This window comes from Neorhizobium sp. T6_25 (assembly GCF_002968555.1).
GTDB lineage: Bacteria > Pseudomonadota > Alphaproteobacteria > Rhizobiales > Rhizobiaceae > Neorhizobium.
In genome coordinates this window covers 88,962-104,387 of sequence record NZ_PVBL01000006.1, presented here as the reverse complement: position 1 = coordinate 104,387, position 15,426 = coordinate 88,962, and the positions used below count along the sequence as shown (strand labels likewise).

12 protein-coding genes are annotated in these 15,426 nt (G+C 59.2%); 8 read left to right on the top strand and 4 right to left on the bottom strand.

All coding sequences use genetic code 11. The annotated features are described in order from the left end of the window. The first annotated feature begins 113 nt into the window (after positions 1-113). The 4 genes from C5L10_RS10330 (at position 114) to C5L10_RS10315 (ending at position 4,192) form a co-directional block, all read left to right on the top strand. Complete coding sequence (locus C5L10_RS10330) at positions 114-1,550, top strand: sulfatase (RefSeq protein ID WP_105429585.1); 1,437 nt, start codon at positions 114-116, stop codon at positions 1,548-1,550. A 115-nt stretch (positions 1,551-1,665) separates the two neighbouring features. Next, positions 1,666-2,406 carry an ABC transporter permease gene (locus C5L10_RS10325; RefSeq protein WP_205837041.1) on the top strand — a complete coding sequence of 247 codons (741 nt, stop codon included), beginning with the start codon at positions 1,666-1,668 and terminating at the stop codon, positions 2,404-2,406. Then, the gene (locus tag C5L10_RS10320) at positions 2,403-3,173 is read left to right on the top strand and encodes an ABC transporter ATP-binding protein (RefSeq protein ID WP_105429583.1); all 771 of its coding nucleotides are present in this window, start codon (positions 2,403-2,405) and stop codon (positions 3,171-3,173) included. The genes C5L10_RS10325 and C5L10_RS10320 overlap by 4 nt, the downstream gene beginning before the upstream one ends. Positions 3,174-3,214: 41 nt before the next feature. Further along, entirely contained in the window at positions 3,215-4,192 is a 978-nt protein-coding gene (locus tag C5L10_RS10315; protein WP_105429734.1) for an aliphatic sulfonate ABC transporter substrate-binding protein, read from the top strand. A gap of 124 nt (positions 4,193-4,316) precedes the next feature. Here C5L10_RS10315 and C5L10_RS10310 read toward each other — a convergent pair whose 3' ends face one another. The 3 genes from C5L10_RS10310 to C5L10_RS10300 all read right to left on the bottom strand — a co-directional run bounded on the left by C5L10_RS10310 (position 4,317) and on the right by C5L10_RS10300 (position 7,051). Beyond that, a complete protein-coding gene (locus tag C5L10_RS10310) occupies positions 4,317-5,801 on the bottom strand; it encodes an ATP-binding protein (RefSeq protein ID WP_105429582.1) in 1,485 nt (494 codons plus the stop codon). Continuing rightward, a complete protein-coding gene (locus C5L10_RS10305; protein ID WP_105429581.1) occupies positions 5,798-6,520 on the bottom strand; it encodes a response regulator in 723 nt (240 codons plus the stop codon). The genes C5L10_RS10310 and C5L10_RS10305 overlap by 4 nt, the downstream gene beginning before the upstream one ends. Before the next feature lie 261 nt (positions 6,521-6,781). Beyond that, complete coding sequence (locus tag C5L10_RS10300; RefSeq protein ID WP_105429580.1) at positions 6,782-7,051, bottom strand: hypothetical protein; 270 nt, start codon at positions 7,049-7,051, stop codon at positions 6,782-6,784. A 381-nt stretch (positions 7,052-7,432) separates the two neighbouring features. Here C5L10_RS10300 and C5L10_RS10295 point away from each other — a divergent pair, with 381 nt between their 5' ends. The 3 genes from C5L10_RS10295 (at position 7,433) to C5L10_RS10285 (ending at position 12,663) form a co-directional block, all read left to right on the top strand. Then, complete coding sequence (locus tag C5L10_RS10295) at positions 7,433-8,668, top strand: efflux RND transporter periplasmic adaptor subunit (protein ID WP_245447971.1); 1,236 nt, start codon at positions 7,433-7,435, stop codon at positions 8,666-8,668. Next, positions 8,665-11,721, top strand: a complete 3,057-nt coding sequence (locus C5L10_RS10290) for an efflux RND transporter permease subunit (protein WP_105429578.1) — start codon at positions 8,665-8,667, stop codon at positions 11,719-11,721. Before C5L10_RS10295 ends, C5L10_RS10290 begins: the two co-directional genes overlap by 4 nt. Positions 11,722-11,940: 219 nt before the next feature. Continuing rightward, entirely contained in the window at positions 11,941-12,663 is a 723-nt protein-coding gene (locus C5L10_RS10285) for a response regulator transcription factor (RefSeq protein WP_105429577.1), read from the top strand. 250 nt (positions 12,664-12,913) lie between these two features. Here the strand turns inward: C5L10_RS10285 and C5L10_RS10280 are convergent, their stop codons facing one another. Beyond that, entirely contained in the window at positions 12,914-13,762 is an 849-nt protein-coding gene (locus C5L10_RS10280; protein WP_105429576.1) for a MipA/OmpV family protein, read from the bottom strand. 262 nt (positions 13,763-14,024) lie between these two features. Here C5L10_RS10280 and C5L10_RS10275 point away from each other — a divergent pair, with 262 nt between their 5' ends. Then, positions 14,025-15,380 (top strand): ATP-binding protein, encoded by a 1,356-nt coding sequence (locus tag C5L10_RS10275; protein WP_105429575.1) that lies wholly within the window; start codon positions 14,025-14,027, stop codon positions 15,378-15,380. Positions 15,381-15,426 lie beyond the last annotated feature (46 nt).

Sequence of the window (15,426 nt, the reverse complement as noted above, 5' to 3'; positions counted from 1 at the left end):
AACTTTATGCCATCGTTTTGAAGGAGAGGCAAGCGAAAGACCGGATGCCGGCGCTTTCTTTGGATGGAAAACGACGGCACGGTGACAATCGCCGACGTGGAGGAGCAGGGCATATGGCTGAAAAGCCAAACATCATTCTGATTATGACAGACCAGCAGCGCTACGACTCGATCGCTGCGCTCGGATACCCCTATGCCGTGACGCCGAATATCGACGCGCTTGTCGAGAAGGGCGTGGCGCTCACCAATTGCCACATCACAGCGCCGAGCTGCGTCCCCTCTCGTGCGAGCCTGTTCACCGGTTATTATCCGCACACGACGGGTGTTCTGGCGAACGGCCAGGAATGGCAGCATACCTGGGTCGAGCAGCTCCGCGATGCGGGCTATCGTTGCGTCAACGTCGGCAAGATGCATACGATTCCATACAATTCGGATTCCGGTTTCCATGAGCGCTATGTCGTGGAAAACAAGGACCGCTACATGGAAGGCCGCTGGTATTTCGACGAATGGGACAAGGCGCTTGCGGCCAACGGCCTCGTCAAGCAGCAGCGCGAGGTTTACCGCGAGCTCGAGGATTACCGCGACCGGTTGGGCTGCTTTGAATGGGAACTGCCCGAGGCGCTGCATTCCGATGCCTTTGTCGGCAATATGGCGAAGTGGTGGGTCAAGACCTATCCGCCGACCGAGCCGCTGTTCCTTCAGGTCGGTTTTCCGGGTCCCCATCCGCCGTTCGATCCGCCTGCGCGCTATGTAGAGCCCTATCTCAAGCGTAACGACCTGCCGCTGCCGAAGCCGACCAGGGAAGAGCTGGATTCGCTTCACCAGGAGCTGAAGGAAAAACGCCGGCACGACGTCGAGGTTGACCATGACTCCGTCGTCTGGAGCCTTGATCCGAGAGAAGACCAGATGCAGCGGCTGTGGGCGCATTATCTCGGCAATGTCACACTGATCGATGAAAAGGTCGGTGAATTGCTCGAAGCGCTCGAAGCGCGCGGCTATCTGGAGGATGCGATCGTTATCTTCACCTCCGACCATGGCGAATGCCTCGGCGAACACGGGCTGATTCAGAAATGGTCGATGTACGACATAGTCACCCGCGTGCCGACCATCATCTGGTCGACGGCGAACCGGTTTAAGGGCGGTCGCACCGTCGATGGGCTATGCCAGCTCTTCGACCTTGGCCCGACGATCCTGGAATATGCCGGCATCACCCCGCCGATATCCTTCGAAGCGCAAAGCCTGAAGCCGGCGCTGGAGGGCGAGGACTGGAAGCCGCGCTCTCATGTGTTCTGCGAGCAGATCGGCGACGTAGCGATGGCAGGCGGTGTCGAGTTCATGACCTGCGTCAGAAGCGACCGGTGGAAACTCGTTCACTTCAAGGGCTCAAGCGACGGGCAGCTCTTCGACCTCGAAAACGATCCGAAGGAGGTGAAGAACCTCTGGGACGATCCAGGCTGTGTCGAGCAGAAGCGCGAACTTTTGGATGTGATGCGCGACTGGTTGATTGAATCGAATTTCAAGACGCGCGACATCACGGTGGGGACGCGATGAACCACCGATATCAGCAGGACCGGCAAGTTTTCGCGAGGGAGGCATGACCTTGTCAATCTCAACGGTTGAGGAAAAGCCCGAACGAGCTCCGCGGCGCTCTTTGCTGTCGCACCCGATGGGCATGCTGGCGATCAATTTCGCCGCAGTCATCTTCGGTGTTCTGGTCTGGGCCACCGTAACGGCGCAAGGCATCGTCGGCCTGCCGACACCACTTGCCGTGGCAACGCAAGCGGTGATCCAGGCAAAGAGCGGCCTCCTGTGGTCCGACGCCCTGGCCAGCCTCGGACGCGTCTTTACCGGTTTTGCGTTCGGCATTGCGGTGGCAATCCCGGTCGGTTTCCTGATGGGCTGGTACCGCATCGCCCGCGGCATCATCGAACCCTATGTCCAGTTCTTTCGGACGATCCCGCCGCTTGCCATCATCCCCCTGGCGATCGTTACCATGGGTATTGACGAAACGCCCAAGATCTTCGTCATTTTCCTGGCGTCTTTCCTGTCGAGCGTTGTCGCGACATATCAAGGTGTCATCAACGTCGACAAGACGCTGATCAATGCCGCCCGTGTGCTCGGTGCCAACGACTTCACCATCTTCCGGCGGGTCATCGTCCCGGCATCGCTGCCCTATATCATGGTCGGCGTCCGCGTCGGCCTCGGTTCGTCATGGGCGACCGTCGTTGCGGCGGAGCTGATTGCTGCGCAGTCCGGCCTCGGTTTCCGCATGCAGCAGGCGCAGCTCTATTACGATCTTCCGACAATCTTCGTCAGTCTCATCGCGATCGGCGTGCTTGGCCTCATCATGGACCGCATCGTCATCGCATTCGATGGCGTTCTGACCGCATGGCAGGAAAAGCTATGAGCATCAAGATCTCGTTCCAGAACGTCACCAAGACGTTCATCATCGCCGGGCAGACATCCTTCAACGCGCTCCAAGGTCTCAACCTGGACATCGAAGACGGAGAGTTCATCACGGTGGTCGGGCCGTCCGGCTGCGGCAAGTCTACGGCCATGAACATTGCCGCAGGCCTCACAGATCCATCTTCAGGGCAGGTTCTGGTCGACAGCGTGCCGGTCAAGGGACCAGGTCCCGAGCGCGGCGTGATCTTCCAGCAATATGCGCTTTTCCCCTGGCTGACGGTCCGCGAGAACGTCGAGTTCGGGTTGAAGATTGCCAGATACCCCAAGGCGGACCGCCGCAGGATCGCAGACCGCTTTGTGGATCTCGTCGGCCTTTCCGATTTTGCCGATTCGCTTCCGAAGACACTGTCCGGCGGCATGAAGCAACGATGCGCCATTGCCCGGGCCTATGCCGTCAATCCCAAGATCTTGCTCATGGACGAGCCATTCGGCGCACTGGACGCTTTGACCCGCGTGCAGCTTCAGGGCCAGTTGCTGGCCACCTGGAGCAAGGAGCGGCGTACGGTGATGTTCATCACCCACGATGTGGACGAGGCGGTCTATCTCGCAAGCCGCGTCGTCGTCATGGCCGCCCGGCCCGGCCGGCTTCACAGGATCATTCCGGTCGATCTGCCCTATCCGCGCACCGAGGAGATGCGCCTTTCGCCGGAATTCACGGCTTTGCGCAACGAGGTCTGGCGGTCCGTCTATCACCCGGCCGCGGCCTGAACCCCGCAATCACTATCGGCTGTTACAAGGAGGAGATGAACATGCTGACGAGACGAACCCTGGTGAGGACGACGGCGGCCTTCGCTGCCGCGAGCGTTTTTTCCATCGGAGGAAAGGCAAGAGCCCAATCTGCCGACATGAGCATCGGATATATCGCCGACTTTCCGAATGCCAGCGTGCTGGCGATTGCGCAGGACCAGAAACTCTGGGAGGCGGAAGGCATCACGCCGTCCGTCAAGGTTTTCACCAACGGCCCGATCCAGATCCAGGCGATGGGCGCCGGCAGCCTGAATTTTGGCACGATCGGGCCCGGCGCGCTCTGGCTGCCCGCCAGCGGTCGGGCCAAGGTGATCGGCGTCAACGATATCGGCTTCTCCGACCGCGTCATCGTCCAGGGCGGGATTGCCTCGATCGCGGATCTGAAGACCAGGAAGGTCGGCGTCCCGCAGGGCACGTCCGGTGACATGATACTCCGGATGGCGCTGACCAAGGCCGGCATGAGCATAAGCGACATTCAGGTCGTGCCCATGGATCCGTCCACGGTGGTTGCCGCTTTCACTTCCAAGCAAATCGACGGCGCCGGCATCTGGTATCCGCTGATCGATACGATCAAGCCGCGCGTGCCGGATATGAAGGAACTGGCTTCGAACCAGGATTTCTACCCGCAGACCTCGTTCATCAACACCTTCGTCGCCCGCAACGAGATCGTCCAGCAGAACCCGGATCTCGTGCGGAAATTCCTGCGTGTCATGAAGAAGGCAATGGACTATCGCGTCGCAAATCTCGATCGATCCATCCAGATCACCACCGCATTCCTCAATGCTCCGGTGGAGGTGACCGAGAAGGTGGCGCGCAGCCGCAAGATGCTGACGAGCAAGGAACTGGACGCCTTCACGAAAGACGGCACCGTCAACAAATGGCTGACGGAATTCAACAAGATGTTCCAGGAGTTCGGCACCATCAAGGAGCCGCTGCCACCGGCACAGTTCTATACAGGCGAACTCTTCACCAGCGCCTGATCGTTCGGCTTTTGACTTTCCGCCGGTGACGGCGGGAAGTTCTCCTCGACGAGGGTTGCGGGAAACCGTCGGGCGCGAGCAACTGGTCGCGATCGTCGATATGGTTATTCGCCGCTGGCGGAAACTAGAGCGTCCATTGGGCGGCGATTTTTTCTCGCGGACGTCGAGCCGCTTGTGACAGTTCCGGTCGCTCTATGACGGGAAGAGAGATCGAGGCTCTCAAGCCCGGATTGTTCGAGGCAAGAACGATATCTCCGCCATGGTGGCGAACGATCGCTCTTGCAATTGACAAGCCCAGACCGACACCGCCGGTTTCACGGTTGCGAGACTTCTCCAGGCGGAAGAAGGGAGAGAAGACCTTCTCGCGCATCGCCTCAGGGATGCCGGGACCGGGATCCTCCACGATGATTTCAGTCGCCGATGGCGATTGGCGCACGAAGACTCTCGCTTGCCCGCCATAGCGGATCGCGTTTTCGATGAGGTTGCGGACAGCGCGGCGTAGCCCGTCGGGGCGGCACCTGTAGGTTATCTTCCTGCTTTCGACATACTCAACCCGCTGGCCCATTTCTTCCAGATCGGCACACAGGCTCTCCACCAGCGCATTGAGATTGACCGTTTTTGTTTCCTCGACCGTCGCCTCGCCCTTTGCGAAAGCGATGGTCGCCTCGGTCATGACCTGGATCTCGTCAATCGTGACCAGCATCTTCTGCTGGAGTTCCGGATCCCCGACAAACTCGGCGCGCAAACGAAGGGATGTCAGCGGAGTACGCAGGTCATGGCCGATTGCTGCCAGCATTCGGGTCCGGTCTTCCACGAAGCGGTGAAGACTCTGCTGCATGCGGTTGAATGCCTCTGCGGTCCGCCGGATATCGTCGGGCCCTTCCTCCGGCAGGGGCGGGAGCGACTCTCCGCGGCCTAAAGCCTCCGCCGAAACGGCAAGCCGTCGAAGCGGTCTTGCGATTCGGTTTGCCGTCAAAACCCCTATGACCGAGAGGATGAGGGCCGTTATCGACAAGGTGAAGAGGGACTGTGACGTCCACCAGTTGTTGGGAATGACTTTGTAATAGGCGGAGTTCAGCCACAGTCCGTCTTGAAGCTGGACCGCAAGGCCAAACCCGTCCGACTGGCCGATATAGGCGAACTTCGCCGGCTGTGAGAGGTTCCACAAACCGGAGGCGGGCGTGACCCAGGCCTCGCCGGCGTTTTTCGCGACAATCCTCCTGCGTTCCTCGGGCCTGTCGATGGCTGCCGGCTGAACGCGCCATTCTGGCGGAAAGTTCGGGAGGTTCGGCAGGGGACGTGCAAGCTCTTCGACCGCACGTCCCCGCCAGGCATCGGCGTCGTTGGGAGCCTGCTCGCTCAGCCAGAACCGGGCATAGCTGGTTTCGCTGGCGGCGAGGGCGTCCTGCCTCAGATTGAGCGGAATCGACTCCATGAGCCTGGTGATGGTCGCCGTGCGGCTGAAGAACTCGCTTTTTGATACTGCCTTGAGCGCCTTGTCGCGTTCGTCCCAGGAGATCAGGAACGACAGTGCCTGGGAACTCGCGAGTGCGAGGAGCATGAAACCGATAAACTGCGCCGCGAGACTTCTGGTCCAAAACCTTATCATTGCAGCACCACATCGGTGGAAAGACTGTAGCCGCCGCCCCAATGGGTCTTGATGATTGTCGGGTTCTTGGGATCGGCCTCGATCTTCTTGCGCAAGCGGCTGACCTGGTGGTCGATGCTGCGGTCGAAGATCTCCGCGGCTTTGCCGGCGGTCAGATCAAGGAGTTGATCGCGCGTGAGAACGAACCCGGGATGTTCGAGAAAAGCTTTGAGCAGACGGAATTCCACGGTGCTCAGGGACACGACAACGCCGTCCTCGTCGGTCAGCTCTTGCCGGCCGACATCAAGCCGCCATTGGTCGAACTTGATGACTTTTGCCTTGATGTTGTCGCGCTGCTGCATTGGCAGGGTGGTTGCTCGGCGCAGGACGGCGCGGACGCGGGCGAGCAGTTCCCTGGGATTAAACGGCTTTACGACATAGTCGTCCGCTCCCAATTCCAGGCCTATGATGCGGTCGGTATCATCCGCCATGGCGGTCAGGAATATGATGGGCACATCCGTCGTGCTGCGTATGTGTCTGCAGACCGAGAGGCCGTCTTCACCGGGCATCATGATGTCGAGAATGATCAGATCGAGAGCGTTCCGCTCGAGGATCTTGCGCAGGGCGGCGCCGCTGTCGGCGGAACTGATGCGATAGCCTTGCTGTCCGAGATATTTCCCGACCAGATCCCGGATGTCCTGATGATCGTCGACAACTGCGATATGGGATGATGCCTGCATGAACTGCCCTCTAGACCTGAAAATTATAGCATTGCATCGGCAAGCCCTTCCATCGAATTCTGTAGCAAGTTCCCAAGCCCGGCTCCCATGACGTGCCGCAGGACCGACGTGGGATGGGATAGGGCGGGGGGTGGGACTGCAGCGAAATTGATAACTTTGGTTCCCGCTCGTCCGCCTGAATTCTGTTCAGACCGGAGAGGGGCCGCCGCGGCAATATTTGCGACCTTGCCGCGGACGGTGCCTTGAATGAACTGCGAGCTGTTAGTTCGGACGGTTGGCGCCCTCATAATAGTCGCCGCTGTCGAACGGGCGACGATCATCGCGGGTGGTCTCGCCGAACACCGACTGGCCGGACTGGTTCGGATAACCGAAGGTCCTGGTGCTGTCGGCGCGCAGAGGATTGGCAGAACGCTGCGAAGCGCCGCTCTTGGAGGCGCCTTCATAATAGTCACCCTCGGCAAGTGCCGGGACGGCGAACGTGGCCGAAGCCAGAAGAGCAGCGATAGCGGTGGATAGGAAGATCTTGGTCATGAGTTTCTCCTTCAGTTTCGATAGCGTCTCCTTGACGCATCCCAAACATAGAAGGTGTTTGTCGCACGCGTATGCCGCAAAACAGGGAAATTGTCGCAAAGTATCGCAGCGCAACATTCCATTCCTCAACGTGGAGATTGACGATTTTACGCAGGCCGGTCTTGCATCTCAGTCCAGATTGAGAGAAGTCGCTAGGCTGCCTGGTGAGGCCCCAAGACCGGTCTGTGCCGCTGCATTTGGCCGGCCGCGACCCTGAAGATCCTGACGCACGAGGGTGCCGTAACATTTCTTAATGTGACGACACAGTGCGGCTCCGCCCCATCGCTATCGTGTGACCAAACAAGCCAGGGCGCTCGGCGGCCCACTTAAAAGGTCCACGCAATGATCGCATTATCGACGGCATCATCCACGCTTCGCCGCTGCTGCGCGCTTGTCGGTAAAGCGGCGGTGCTCGCCTCCGTGTTTTCCACAGTGGCGTTTGCAGACGCTCAAATGCCGGTAACGACGATCGTCGCCAAGCGAGGCACGCTGACGGAGAGGATCGAGGTGGTTGGTTCGCTCGCGGCGCGGGAGGAGATCGAGGTCTACCCCGCCGTCCTCGGCAAGGAGGTGCGGCAGATCTTGGTAGAGGCCGGGCAACATGTTGAACGTGGCCAGGCCCTCGCGGTCCTGGACACGACCGAAGCCCTGATGATGCTGGACAAGAATGCGGTGAGTCTCCTTCGCGCGCACGCTGCCGTGGCCGTCGAGAGCAGCAAGATAGATGTGGCGATGGTCACCGAAGCCGAAGCGCGCAAGAAGCTGGAACGCAGCCGCTCGCTACAGCCAAAAGGTGCGATCGCCGACAACGTCCTCGAGGAAGACTTGAACGCTCACGCTCGAGCCGTCGCGGAGTTGCGACTGGCGCGCCAATCGTTGGAGCTCGCCAACGCAGATCAACAGTTGATCGCCAGCGAGCGACGGGAAATCGAACTGACTGTTCAGAGGAGCACCCTGCGCGCCCCCAGCTCGGGTCGGATATTGAGCCGGAAAGCACGTGTCGGCGCGATGACATCGAGTTCCGCCGGACCTCTTTTTGTCATCGCCGACGATGATGATATCGAATTCGTGGCGCAGGTGACGGAGACAAGCTTCGTTCGGCTGCGCGAAGGCATGAGCGCCGAAATCACCTTGCCAGGACGCGACCAGGCTATCGCAGGAACCCTCCGGCTGAATGCCGCACAACTCGATACCAGGACCAGAAGCGGGACGGTGCGGATCGAACTTGCAGACAAGGCGAGACTTGTCCCAGGCGTCTTTGCGCGCGGTAGCATAAGTGTCGAAGACCGGCAGAATGTTCTCCTCCCGGGAACAGCCGTCAAAAGCACGGCGGCCGGCCACAACGTTTACGTCGTTTCGGACGGGCTCGTGGATATCCGCCCGGTCCGCATCGGATCACGGCAAAGCGGCCTCGTGGAAATCCTCGACGGCATCCGGGAGGGTGAGGAGGTGGTCCTCAAATCAGGTGCCTTCCTGAAGGCACAGGAGCGGGTCAGGCCCGTATTGGCCGCGACGCCGGCAACGCGTGCCGACGCATCCGCATCTACCCAAAATCGGCTCGGAGCTCGACTTCAATGAACATATCGGCCTGGGCGATCCGCAATCCGCTTCCCTCGATCCTCCTATTCCTAATCCTTGTCAGCGCGGGTCTCTACAGCTTTTCACGGCTGCCAGTCACTTACTTCCCGACCATCGACGAGCCGGCCGTGAACGTGACTATCGACCAACCCGGCGGCGCGCCGAGCGAGTTGGAGACTGAAGTTACTCGTCTTGTCGAAGACGCGGTCGCGTCTCTTGCAGGCGTAGAAGAGATCAAGTCGACCGTCACTCAAGGCCGTTCCGTTACCGCTGTCGAATTCGAGTTGGGCGTGATTTCGCCCGACCGCGCCATGGGTGACGTCCGCGACGCAATTGCGAAAATCCGCAGCGACCTTCCCGATGGAATAGATGAGCCTGTCATCGAACGGGCCGAGGAGGAAGTGCAGGCGGTGGTGACTTATGCCGTGACAAACCAGGACATGACCGTTGCAGAGCTTTCGTGGTTTGTCGACGATGTTGTTGCCCGGCAGCTGCAAGGTCTGAAGGGTGTGGGCCGCATTGATCGTGTCGGCGGTGCTGACAGGGAAATCCATGTCGAACTCGATCCTTCGCGATTGCAGGCGCTTTCCCTGACGGCGAATGCCGTCAACGAAAGCCTTATCGCAAGCCAGTTGGATCGTTCCGGGGGGCGCAGCAACCTGAATGGCAGAGAACGAGCGTTGACGACCGCCGCGGCGGCGCAGACAATTGCAGAACTTGGTGGTTCTCGCATTCTCCTGTCGGACGACGCCAGTGTAAAATTGGAAGATGTCGGTCGCGTCCAAGATACGATCGCCGAAGCCCGCGCCTTTGCTACTTTGGATCAGAAGGACGTCGTAGGTTTCGCGGTCTATCGCTCAAAGGGTTCGAGCGAGCTAGCTGTTGCGGAGCAAGTGGCCGTCGCACTGGAGAAGCTACATCTCGAACAGCCGTCGATCCGCTTCAAGCTGGTCGACGACAATATGTCCTACACGGCGGGCAACTACAACTCCGCCATGCATACCCTCTATGAGGGCGCGGCATTGTCAATCGTCGTCGTATTCCTATTCCTGCGCGACTGGCGGGCCACGGTCGTAGCCGCAATCGCGCTTCCGCTTTCGATCATCCCGACCTTTTTTGCCATCGATCTCCTAGGCTTTTCCCTCAATATCCTCAGTCTGCTTGGGATCACCCTGGTGACGGGAATTCTCGTGGACGATGCGATCGTTGAAATTGAAAACGTGGTGCGTCACCGCGACATGGGCAAATCCGCCTACCGAGCTGCATTGGACGCCTCTGACGAGATAGGGTTTGCTGTCATAGCCATCTCCGCAACGATCATGGCTGTCTTCACACCCGTGGGTTTCATGAGCGGGGTGGTCGGGCTGTACTTTCGAGAATTCGGGCTGACTGTTGCGATAGCGGTGTTCTTTTCACTTCTGGTGGCTCGATTGATAACCCCAATCATGGCGGCATACATCATGACGAACGTTCCTCCGTCCCACATTCGCAGAGGGCGCCTGGTGTCGGCCTATGAGGGACTGCTGAAAGTCAGTCTGCGGTGGCGATGGATGACAGTCGGATCCGCATTCGCGGCTTTCGCACTGGCTTTATACGTCCTGACCTCGCTGCCGACCGCCTTTTTGCCGGAAGAGGATACGGGGCGGTTGACCGTTTCGGTGGAGCTGCCCCCTGGGGCGGCTTTGCAGGAAACACGAGCAGCGACGGACGAAATAGCCGCCCTGATCCGGCGGGATTCCGCGGTGGAAGGCGTATTCGTCAGGGCGGGGTCGAGTACGGCCGGACAGGAAGACGTACGATATGCGGTCGTCCTGATCGATCTGTTCCACAAATCCGAGCGCGACCGTTCATCGTTCTCGATACAAGCCGATCTTGAAAAGGCGCTTTCCTCCATTTCGGATGTCAGGCTGCGCTTTCTCAACACCCGCGGTGGGCGGGACATATCCTTCGCGGTCCTGTCTGCGGATGGCGCTCTGGCTCAGCGGGCCGCAGATAACATACTGCAGGAGCTCACCGCCGACGGAAACTTCGTCAACCCGAGCGCCGACAACGCGGCAACGCGACCAGAACTGCGGGTGAAAATCGACGCGGACAAGGCTTCAACGATCGGTGTATCTCCGGCAGAACTTGCTCGCACGATCCGGGTATCGACAGTGGGCGACGTCGACAGCCGACTGCCCAACTTCATCGACGGCGGCCGACAGATCCCGATCCGTGTGCTGCTCCAGACGCATGCTCGTGACGATTTGCCAACCCTTGAAATGCTGTCGGTACCGACGACGAGAGGGACGTCGGTCGCGTTGTCTTCCGTCGCCGACGTCAGCTTCGATGAGAGGGTCGCCGCCATCGAGCGATTTGATCGCCAGCGTCGCATCGAAATCTCAGCGGACATGACTGACGGCATGACGTCGGGCCAGGGTCTCGACAGGCTGGCACAGCTCGATAGCGTCAAGAGCCTGCCGGCGGGCGTGCGCATTCAAGCGACCGGGGATTCCGATACCGAGGGCGAGGTGTTCTCAAGCTTTGCGGTGGCGATGGGATCGGGTGTCATGCTTGTGCTTGTCGTTCTCGTCCTCCTCTTCGGGAGCATGCTGGCGCCTTGGACCATTCTCGCCTCCCTTCCCCTGTCGATCGGCGGTGTTGCAGCTGGCCTCATGTTAAGCGGCAACGCCGTTTCGCTCCCCGTCGTCATCGGTATCCTGATGCTGATGGGGATCGTGACGAAAAACGCCATTATGCTCCTGGACTTCGCCATTGAACGCGAAGCCCACGGGCTGTCCCGGGTCGATGCGATCGTCGAAGCCTGCTCCGAGCGAGTTCGCCCGATCATCATGACAACGTTTGCCATGATCGGGGGAATGGCCCCCTCCGCGCTCGGGGTAGGGGACGGAGGCGAATTCAGGGCGCCCATGGCAATCGCAGTGATTGGCGGTTTGCTCGTGTCTACAGTTCTATCGTTGATCGTCATCCCGTCACTCCACCTGATCGTGTCCGACTTTGGCGATCGTACCGCTCGGATCTTCAAGCCCCTCCTCCAGTCGGCCGAGATCTGAAGGTTGCAGGCGCCGCAAGGACGCTTGCACTACCAGCGGAGGGCCGGCCAACCACCTGGCCGGCCCTGCCGTATGTTGCAGAGCGGTTGCGGCGCTTATCGCCATGGCTGGGCACGTTTGGTATCACTGCGAAGAGCGACCGTAACAAAACTTAATAAAGCGAAATAATCGAGGACCAGCAGCCGGCCCATTTTAGGGTCCTCAAACAGGAAAAGATCTATGCAGCCCAATTCAGCATCCGCGAAGATATTGATCGTGGAAGACGACTTCGAAATCGGCAATCTTCTGGCATCGACAATTCAGGAAAGCGGAATGCTGGCGACTGTGGCTGAGGACGGAAACGTGATGCAGTCCCTGCTTCGCAGCAATTCCTATGATCTGATCATCCTCGATGTCATGCTGCCGGGCGAAGATGGCCTGAGCATTTGCAAACGCATCCGTTCGGAAAGAACGATCCCGATAATCCTATTGACGGCACTCGGAGAGGAAGTCGACCGGATAGTGGGACTGGAAGTCGGCGCCGATGACTACATCACAAAGCCCTTCAGCCCACGAGAAGTGATCGCTCGAATTCGCAGTCTCCTGCGTCGCGCATCCTACGGCCTGACAAGTAGCTCTGCTCAAAGGAAGCTGCGCTTCGACGGATGGGTGATTGACCCGATGCGGCGCCGGCTTCACGATCCCGGCAACGCTCGCATCGCTTTGACAACAACGGAATTTGATCTTCTGCTGGCGTTCTGCAGAAACCCGGGCAGGGTCATTACCCGCGAGGAGCTGCTATTGTTCACCCATTCCGGGCTGGCTGGGCCGATCGAGCGCAGTATTGATGTGCATATCAGCCGCCTCCGTCAAAAGATCGAGGCAGATCCGCGCGAGCCAACGCTCCTACAGACGGTCAGGCTGGGAGGATATAGTTTCACCGCGTCGGTGGAGGAAGTCTGAAACAGATGCCTCGATCCTTCTCCGGCGCCGCAGCTGCCATGCGGCCGCGGTCGCAGGGCCAGCACAAATAATCCAGCAAGATGCTTGCTGCAAGGTCGCCGCTATGATTGGGAGCCGGCGCTGGGATGCCCGCTCCCAGCTGCCGCGGCATTGCAGCTGGCAGTCAAAAATATTGCGTACGGCAGCGTGTGTCGCCTGCTGGATCGGAGCGATCCGTGCAGGCGACACACCATTATTTTCTCTCCCGGCTTCAGAACTTGTAGCCGACAAAGGCAGAAACGGAAGGCTGGATCTTCTTCTCGACGATCGGGCTATCCGCGGCGTCACCGGTAAGCACTCCGATACCTGCTTCACCACGCACCAACCAATGATCGCTCAGTGCATATGTGGCAGAGGCAGAAAAATCGACACGCTTCAGGCCCGCCTGTGCTTTATATTCAGGCAGGCCTGAACGTGCCGACTGAGCGGCATCGACGCCAAAATAGGCCTGCATGTGCTTGTCATCGGCCACGGTGGCTTCGGCGCGTGCGCCCAGAATGAGACGTTCCGTGACCGGCGCCGAGTACTCTATCCCGAACTGTCCAACCAGGCTTTCGCTGCCACCGATGGTCTGGTCGACGCTCGCATAGATTTCGACCGGACCCAAGTCATAGCCGACTTTTGCGCCGACTGTTGCGGCGAAGTTGATGTCACCGAGGCCGCGGAGGCGATCACCGTCGCCCTCATCCCGCCCTGATTCGTAGCCAACCGCAGCGGAGATGGAAAATCCGCCTTGATCGAGGACAGTGACGCTGATCCCACCTGGATCGATTTCCAACCAGTCGCCATAGGTGAACACCACGAAGGGAATGGGGCTGACTTCAAATTCGTCACTCCCTTCGTATTTGGGCTCGTAGGAACCGCCCCCACCAACGATCAGGCTCCAATTGCGCTCCGGTTGGCGTTTGTCGAATCGCTGCTTGTCGAAAGGTGGCTCCGGCGTCTGCTCCGTGGCGGCCTGGTCGGCGCCATAGGCGTTTGGAGAAAATCCCGCAACGCTGAATGCGGCGCATAAGGCGAGGGGTGAAAGACGCCGCTTGGCTTTTTTAAGATGTAGCATAAGGGCTCCAGAACAGGTTATCAGTCCCCCCAACAGAGGAGCCTGCGACGGCTTGTCTTTCATGCCGAAGCCCTCCGGTGCATGTTTTTTTGTTACGCTTTGTTGCAGCCCGCCGCGATCGGCAACGAGGCGGCCATGCCGTAACAAAACGTAATAATCGTGCAGCAGGAAACGCGGTATATTGTGTGGGAATTCGCCTATATTTCTGCTTCGCCGAGCGGGTCTCGGCTCAAGCGCGCTTCACAATACCAAAAGGGTGCTCATGTTCTTCCGCCGGCTTCCAGGCCTATCGACGATCCATAGCCAGATCACGGGCGTCATTCTTCTCGGCCTCACTATTACCGTTTTAGGCGGCTCTTTTCTGGAGCAGCGTGTCGGAAATGAGTACCCGATGGTTGACGTTGAGGAGCTCGCCGACAGTGTGTTTACGATAGGTTCCATCCTCAAAACTGCCACGCCCGAAGAGCGCGACATCGTTCTTCAGGCAGCCAATCGTGCCGGTTGGGATCTCAATCTGCGGCCTCGCGCCTTGGCGGAAACGTTCAAGAACTCATCGCCGCAGGAAAGTGTCCTGGACGCGGCGATAGACTGGCTTTTTTCCCCCGACGGGAGGCAGACGCCACTCGGTGGCTGGCAAACCTTTGTCGACGACAAGCGCGTCGTCTCAACCGAGGTTGATGATAAAACAATCCTCGTTCTGGGCGGTCTTCCAAGCACGGCGTTCTGGAGTGAGGTTCTAGTCCGGGCGCCACACTATCTATTGGCGCTCATCACCTTGATCGTGCTGTTTTCTTCGTTCGGGGTCTGGGCGATCACGCGACCGCTGCGGAAGATTGCTTCAGCGGCTGCGAATGCCGACATCACGTCCGGCCGGGTAATCTTCGAAGAGGAAGGCAGCGTGGAGATCGTCGCTGTTGCACGCTCCTTGAACGAGATGAGCGATCGCATCACCGATATGATCCACGGCAGGACGCGGATGCTGCGCGGGGTGAGCCACGATCTACGCACCCCATTGACGAGACTAAGACTTCGAGTAGAGCGGGTCGGCGACGCGCAATTGCGCGATATGTTGCTGGCGGATATCTCTCGCATCGATAGCCTTCTCAAAGAGAGCCTCAGCTATCTGCGAGACGACCATCATCGAGAGCGGGTCGAAACGATCGACCTGGCAACGACGCTGCAGACGATATGCAGCGAGTTTGACGATGTAGGTCACAAGATCGACTATATCGGCCCCAATCATCTGTCCGCCAATTGCAAACCCCTCGCGATAACGCGTGCAGTGACCAACCTTTGCGAAAACGCTGTGAAATTTGGCGATAAGGTCGCAATCGAGCTGAAGCGAAGCGGAGACAAGGTGGTGGTCGACGTATCGGACAACGGCCCCGGGATACCGAAGCAATCACGTGCGAGGGTGTTGGAGCCATTCTTCAAACTGAATGCGGCGAGGACTGATGGCAACGCCGGGTTCGGGCTGGGATTGTCCATCGTTGCGGAAATCGTGCAAGCCCACCGGGGAACGCTGGAACTGTTGGACGGGGAGCCGTCGGGGCTGTTGGCGCGGTTTACGTTTCCAGCAGATCTCCAGGCTGACGGCGTCACCGCGCAGGTTGCTTAAGCGCTTGCGCGAATGGCCTTGACCGGCCTGCGCAGGCTTTCTGGCT